General features: G+C 33.4%; 3 protein-coding genes, 1 tRNA gene and 3 pseudogenes. 3 read left to right on the top strand and 4 right to left on the bottom strand.

The features are described 5' to 3' along the window. Positions 1 to 584 precede the first annotated feature (584 nt). The 4 genes and pseudogenes from CCY16_RS03425 to CCY16_RS07110 form a co-directional block, all read right to left on the bottom strand. Positions 585 to 1,181 (bottom strand): hypothetical protein, encoded by a 597-nt coding sequence (locus tag CCY16_RS03425; protein ID WP_088414956.1) that lies wholly within the window; start codon positions 1,179 to 1,181, stop codon positions 585 to 587. Positions 1,182 to 1,202: 21 nt separating this feature from the next. Then, positions 1,203 to 1,259 (bottom strand) — tRNA-OTHER (locus tag CCY16_RS03430). Beyond that, positions 1,250 to 1,488 (bottom strand): annotated as a pseudogene (gene cutA, locus CCY16_RS06835) (divalent-cation tolerance protein CutA). Before cutA ends, CCY16_RS03430 begins: the two are co-directional and overlap by 10 nt. 84 nt (positions 1,489 to 1,572) lie before the next feature. Further along, positions 1,573 to 2,847 (bottom strand): annotated as a pseudogene (locus CCY16_RS07110) (actin-bundling T4SS effector WalE1 family protein); the annotation flags it as partial. Positions 2,848 to 3,301: 454 nt separating this feature from the next. On the opposite strand from CCY16_RS07110, the gene hflK reads away from it, so the two are divergent. From hflK to CCY16_RS06840, 3 genes and pseudogenes are all read left to right on the top strand, one after another. Continuing rightward, positions 3,302 to 4,339 carry an FtsH protease activity modulator HflK gene (gene hflK / locus CCY16_RS03450; RefSeq protein WP_088414960.1) on the top strand — a complete coding sequence of 346 codons (1,038 nt, stop codon included), beginning with the start codon at positions 3,302 to 3,304 and terminating at the stop codon, positions 4,337 to 4,339. Positions 4,340 to 4,341: 2 nt separating this feature from the next. Further along, positions 4,342 to 5,214, top strand: coding sequence for a protease modulator HflC (gene hflC, locus CCY16_RS03455; RefSeq protein ID WP_088414962.1), 873 nt, complete (start codon positions 4,342 to 4,344; stop codon positions 5,212 to 5,214). Between the two features lie 3 nt (positions 5,215 to 5,217). Beyond that, a pseudogene (locus CCY16_RS06840) lies at positions 5,218 to 6,646 on the top strand (DegQ family serine endoprotease); the annotation flags it as partial.

Below are 6,646 nucleotides of genomic sequence, written 5' to 3' on the forward strand. Positions count from 1 at the left end.
AGCATATACGACATTAATGCTAAGTTCCTATAAGAGATATGACTAGGGTTTCTTTTGCTTTTTTTCCTGCTTGGTGAGTTTCTTAAACATTTACGGCTAAAGCGATTTAAGAGAGAGATCATTCAAATCTGAGATCCAGAAAAAAAGTAGGGTATCACTTCAGTGCATGATACACAACTATGTATCACGCACTGAGTTTACCGTGTAACATTGCGTTTATATAACTTAAATCACTTCAAATCAGAATTTCCAAATCCAAATAAGTATTATTATGTCAAACAACTTCAATTTTAAAGAATTTTTTTAATTACTATGAAATAAAATAGTACATTAGATTATATACAAAGGTGTTGTGTGTTGTAGAAATCAGTAATAGCACAGGCAATGATTGATGCAACAAGTAACTGTAAAAAAGCTGAAAGTTTGGTAGAAAAACATAAAGCAATTTCTGGTTATCAGACTTTAGTCGAGATTTCGTATATACATGTATACTTGCTGATTATGACCAGATATATGTAAAAAACAAAATATAGCCAATTCTAGAAAGTCTTACTAAAAAATCAGATAAAGCTTTCTGTACATACTTAATGGGATTTGCCTTTTTCACTGAAAAAAATACCATGCAATCTTCTATCTATAGCTTCCTCTATATCTTTAATTAATAGCTGCTTTATCATATTTACTTTTCGTTTTGCATCTTGAGAATGATGTTCATCATTGCAACCATAACGACTGTTACTACTGTAACTGTTCTTTCTGCTATAGCTATAACTACTGGCACTTGGTTTACTACTGTGACTTACTCTATTGCCCCTTTTGCCTATGATTATGAATTTGAGCATTTGTATTATCTTTTCCTTTAAAAAAGACTTCCAGCCTGTGTTAAGAAACAACCTATAGAGAAAGTGCGGAGCAAGAAATCCCACTAACACTCTAAAAGAAACTTCATAACCCAGACTTTCTCTGTTGTCATAATACCACTTGCAATATTGAAACAGATGGAAAAATGCATCTTTTGGAGAGCTAAATTCTACAGTATACCAAAAGCCATTGCTAAGAAATATGAGCATAATGCTGGATGCATAAAGATAAACTGTGAGGAGAAACAGCTTTACAACTATGTCCTTTAAGCTGCCTAATATGTAATTTAATAACCTTAACTTATAGAAAAGTAACATCATTTTACACCACCCTTAATACGGTTGGGGTAGAAGGATTCGAACCTTCGCATGGCTGCCTTACCACTTGGCTACACCCCAATACTACTCACATCAATAACACTATTAACCCAATTAGCAAAAGATTTATTTACTTTTTCTATAGGTATTATCACAATAGCTGGCTGATCATAAGAATGCATTGCCTCAACTTTTTCTACAATTTTATCAACTTGATCGCTTCTGTTGCTATTACTTCACAACTACTATTAATTTCACCTTTCCATAAATAAAGAGAATTCACTCTAGGAAATATATTTGCACATATAATTAATTTCTTGTTTAATAATTCTTCAGAAACAGTCTTAGCCTCCTTAAGTACAGGAGAACCATATAAGCTATTAGGTGAGTTGTTTCTAAAAAGATTAGGGTTGAATGCTACAGTTTTATCAACACCTTCAGCTGGAACAGGAATACCATAAAAAGTCCTCTTTCCTATTTCTCTAGCTAATATGTCTGATTCAGGAAGAACTTGATACTTAACGTTAGTAGCTTCTTCTGGTGCTTTGCTTACTTTATTCCATGGTAACCACCTTAGGAGCTTACTAGAAGATCGTACTTTTCTATGCTCCTCAGAATTCAACAATTCTGCTGTACTATTAACAGTACTGTCAGTTCTTACAGAACTAAGTGAATTGCTTCTTGATAAACTAGATCATGTTGAATCTTTTCTGTTTTCATCATGCCTTTTTGCCATTCTATTAAGACTTTCTGAAAACTTACGCTCTGTCTTGTGCTCTTTAACAATCCTCTTAATCTCATCATGGTGTTCAGAGAAAATTTCATAAAGATTGTTGTCACCTTGAGCTAATAGATTTTGCAACTTCTTAGAGTTTAATTTGCTAACAAAATCTGCTTGCTGCCCTAATTGATTGATTAACTGGTCCTTTTTGAAACCTTATTGACCATCAACAGAGTAAGCTTTTTCTAATACTTTTCCCTTCAATTCAGAGAATATTTTTTTGACTAAAACAGAGCTATCAATAGCTTTATCTTCAAAAACCTCCTTAACGAACATTTCTTTTATACTATTAAAATTTTTCGTTTTTTCTTCTGTTTTTGAAACAACCATTGAATCTTGCAGCCCTATTGAATATGGGATGCTATCTAAATTAGACATACTCGCACCTAAGCCACTTAGCTTATGCCCCATTGTTTTCAACACAGAACTAGTTTCTTCCCTTGCTACTTGTCCCACAGAACTCACAGCTTCTTTTACTGAGTCTTTAGCATGTATAGCACTATCTTTAATTTTTCCTCCAATATATTTCACCCCCTTAATTGTCTTTTCTGCAGCATATTTGAAGCCCGCCTCTACTTGTGCCCTGCATTTATATACAGTTACACCAAGTGCTGCAAGTGCTACAGCTGCAAGTACTCCACCTACTATACTGCCAGCAATTATCGGAGCTGCTGCAATGGCAAAACCAGCTCCTACTGTCATGGCTGTTGCTAAAATACTTACAAATAAACCAAGTATTACTCTGTTCGTTACTTCTAACGACTTTATCCTTTTCTCCAATGATTGCATTTGTTGTAATAAACCCTCTGAAGAAGGTGTAATATTATCTACTTGTTGAAGTTTTTGTGCTTCAACAGAATTTGAGTTTACTTCTTGACTAAGTAACATTTTGAACCCCACTATTAACCAAACATATCTATATTGTATGCCTTCAACCTTAAGTTAGTATTAACTGGGCTGTTAGTGTTCATCCATCTTTAAATAGTTTTGTTTGACGTGTTTTTCTGTGGCGTAGAAACTAGGTTCAAGGCTCTCCAGGCATAAAATATTTATGCGATGCATAAAAGGGCATTATTTTTAATTATTGCAGTTTTAACAACACTTTTATTATCCAATCACTATTCTTACCTACATGAAAACGCAGTGCACCTAAAGAACAATAACAAGGGATTTAAAATAAGGCCAGAAAGTTCTATAGAGTTAACCATATCACATAGAGATAAAGAAAGTATACGATCACGTCTTCCATTCTGATAATTAACTCGTAAATAAAAGTAATTTATGCTTGCATTTTCTCATTAAAGAAGTAATACTAGTGTATTAATTGATAGAATCAATCATTATGTTTGATGAACATAACCCTTGGAACCTGGAAAAAAAAACGGTAGGGAATAAAACTCCTAATAATGAAGATATTTTAAGTAAAGCTATATCTGAGATAAGGTACTTTTTTATTGGTTTAACAAGAAATAGTGGCAAAAAGCCTTATCTCATCATTTTTATTATTTTGTTATTCTATTCCTGTACTGGTTTTTATATTGTCCATCCAAGTGAAGAAGGCATAGAGCTTACATTTGGTAAATATTCCAATACGGAAACACCTGGCTTGCGTTATCACTTCCCCTACCCTATCGGCAAGGTTTTTAAAGTGAACGTTAAAGAAGTCAATCGTGAAGAAATTGGGATAAGTAGTCCTTATGGGCGAGATACAGATCGCGGCGAAGGTGTGATGCTCACTGGAGATGAGAATATAGTTAACGTTAACTTTGAGGTCCAATGGCGCGTTAGGGACGCTAAGGATTATTTATTCAAAGTAAGGGATTATAAACCTGGTTTTAGTGTTAAAAATGCTGCCGAGAGTGCTATGAGAGAAATAATAGGCAAAAACACGATCTCTTTTGCACTCGAAGGTCAAGGCAGAGCTGAAATTTCCAGAGACACTAGAATTTTATTGCAACAAATTCTTGACGGATATCAAATGGGCATAGAAATCTTATCTGTTCAAATGAAAAAAATCGACCCACCAGAAAAAGTAATTAGCTCATTTAGAGATGTACAAAGTGCTCGCGCAGATAAAGAGCGTACTATAAATGAGGCATATGCTTATAGCAATGATATTATACCTCGAGCAAAGGGTGAGGCAATAAAGATAAAATTAGATGCGGAAGCATATGAAAATGAAATAATAAATGAAGCAAAAGGTAATGCAAATCGCTTTTTATCTCTTTATGAGGAATACAAGCAAAATCCTTCTCTCGTAAAAAATCGTATTTATCTTGAAACCATGGAAAATATCTTTAATAAAGTAGATAAAGTTGTTGTCACTGAAGATTTGAAAGGTATGTTTTCTTATTTACCTCTTACAAATTTGGGAAAATAATCATGCGTAGTAACATTAAAATTGCTTTTGTTTCTATATTTGCTATCTTGTTGATCGTTCTATCCAATTCAATATTTGTTGTGCAAGAAACAAAGCAAGCAATAGTTATACAACTGGGTAAATTTGTAAGAGATATTAGAAAAAGCGGCTTATATTTCAAGTTACCACTTATAAATAATGTAGAATTTCTTGATAAGAGGGTTTTAGATTTAAGTCCTGACAAAACTCCAAGGGAAGTGATAACTGCAGATCAAAAACGTGTCATAGTAGATGCTTATGCAAAATATAAAATAGTAGATCCTATCACTTTTTACCAAACTGTAGGAAATGAATCAGGGTTAGTCAGAAGATTATATCCAATCATGGAAGCTCATATAAGGGAAAATATAGGGAGGTTTTCATTAATTAGTTTATTAAATGAAAAAAGATCAGAAGTCATGCAACTAATCCAACGTGGAGTTTACTCTGAAGCTGGAAAATTCGGTATAGAAATAATAGATGTCAGGATTAAGAGAACAGATTTACCAGAGGAAAATAGCTCTGCAATATTTCGGCGTATGCAAACTGAAAGAGAAAAAGAAGCAAAAGAAATCAGAGCAGAAGGAGAACAAGAAGGGCAGGAAATTAGATCAAAAGCTGATAAACTAAAAAGGGAAATTATTGCTAGTGCAGTAAGAGAAGCCTATGAAATAAGAGGTCGTGGCTATGCTGAAGCAACTAGAATTTATAATAGTGCATTTAAAGTTGATGAAGAGTTTTTTAACTTTTATCGCTCTATGAGAGCTTACAGTAAATCATTTACTGAAAATAACACTAAATTTGTACTTTCACTAAATAATAATTTCTTAAATATTTTGAATAAGGGATGGAAATAGTTTATGAAAAATAAGGTTTTATCTATATTTGCATGTTTTCTGATTTCATTTTCTTCGTATGCTAATATGTTTGATTGGAGTACAAAAAAGGTCTCAGACACTAATACCCATGTATGCAACTGTAATCAAGGGCTTGCTGATCTAGTGGAAGAACTTATTCCTGCAGTTGTAAACATCTCAAGTGAACAAATAGTTAAGCAAGAAAATAACAATAGAACTAAAACCCCTTTTGCACCAAGAAATAATTTCTTTGACGATTTTAGAGAGTTTTTTGAGCATTTTGATCAGTTTTTTACAGATAGGAACCCTAGTATCAACAGAGAAGTGGTATTGCTTGGATCCGGATTTATTATAGATAAAAGTGGAACTATAGTAACCAATTATCACGTTATTAAAAACGCCCAAGACATCACAGTTACTATGAATGATAACACTTATTTCAAAGCAGAAGTTTTGAGTTACGATGCAAGAACTGACCTCGCTGTGCTTAAGATCAAAGCTGACAAAGACCTTTCCTTTGTAACGTTTAGTAATTCCGATAAAGCAAGGGTTGGTGATACGGTTATGGCAATAGGTAACCCATTTGGTTTAGGTGGTTCTGTAAGCACAGGAATTATATCTGCAAGGTCCAGGGATATTAGTATTGGCACCACGAGTGAGTTTATTCAAACTGATGCTGCAATTAACAGAGGCAACTCTGGAGGTCCATTATTTGATTTAAATGGAAAAGTTATAGGTATTAACACTGCTATTTATTCCCCATCTGAGTCTGGCGGCAATGTGGGTATAGGCTTTGCTATACCATCTAATCTAGCTATATCTATTATTGACACATTAAAAAGTGGTAAAAAATAAAACACGGTTGGCTTGGCGTACAAGTTCAGCCTATAACAAGAGAATTTGCTGAATCTTTAGGTTGAAAAGACGTAAAAGGTGCACTGGTTGCAAACATAGTGAAGGATAGTCCTGCAGAAAAAGGTGGTATTAAGGTAGGTGACATATTATTAGAATTTGATGGTAAAAAAATTGATAGAATGACACAACTACCTCAAATGGTCTCAAGGACTGAACCTGGAAAAAAAGTGCAAATTAAGCTATTGAGAAAAGGTAAAGAAGTTAATGTTAAAGTTGTTATCGAAGAATCTGTAAATGACAGCAAAGATAGCAACATAGAAGAAAATAAATCAATATCTAACTATATAACTGGTTTAACTGTTTCAAATCTACCAAAAGAGCCAAAAGAAAGTAAAAATGACACGCCTATAAAAGGTGTGATAGTTACCAATGTAGATAGTAATAGTAACGCTACACTGCGTGGTATCAAAAAAGGAGACATCATTATTCAACTAGATGGAGTTGATATAGAAAATACTGAAAATTTTCAAAAACAAGTTAATTTAGCAATAAAGAAAAGCGGTAAAGATTCTAATTT

It is taken from the genome of Wolbachia endosymbiont of Wuchereria bancrofti (genome assembly GCF_002204235.2).
GTDB lineage: Bacteria > Pseudomonadota > Alphaproteobacteria > Rickettsiales > Anaplasmataceae > Wolbachia.

Coding starts and splice junctions, on each gene's coding strand:
- CCY16_RS03425 (WP_088414956.1), bottom strand. CDS start 1,181: ATGATGTTACTTTTCTATAAGTTAAGGTTATTAAATTACATATTAGGC.
- hflK (WP_088414960.1), top strand. CDS start 3,302: ATGTTTGATGAACATAACCCTTGGAACCTGGAAAAAAAAACGGTAGGG.
- hflC (WP_088414962.1), top strand. CDS start 4,342: ATGCGTAGTAACATTAAAATTGCTTTTGTTTCTATATTTGCTATCTTG.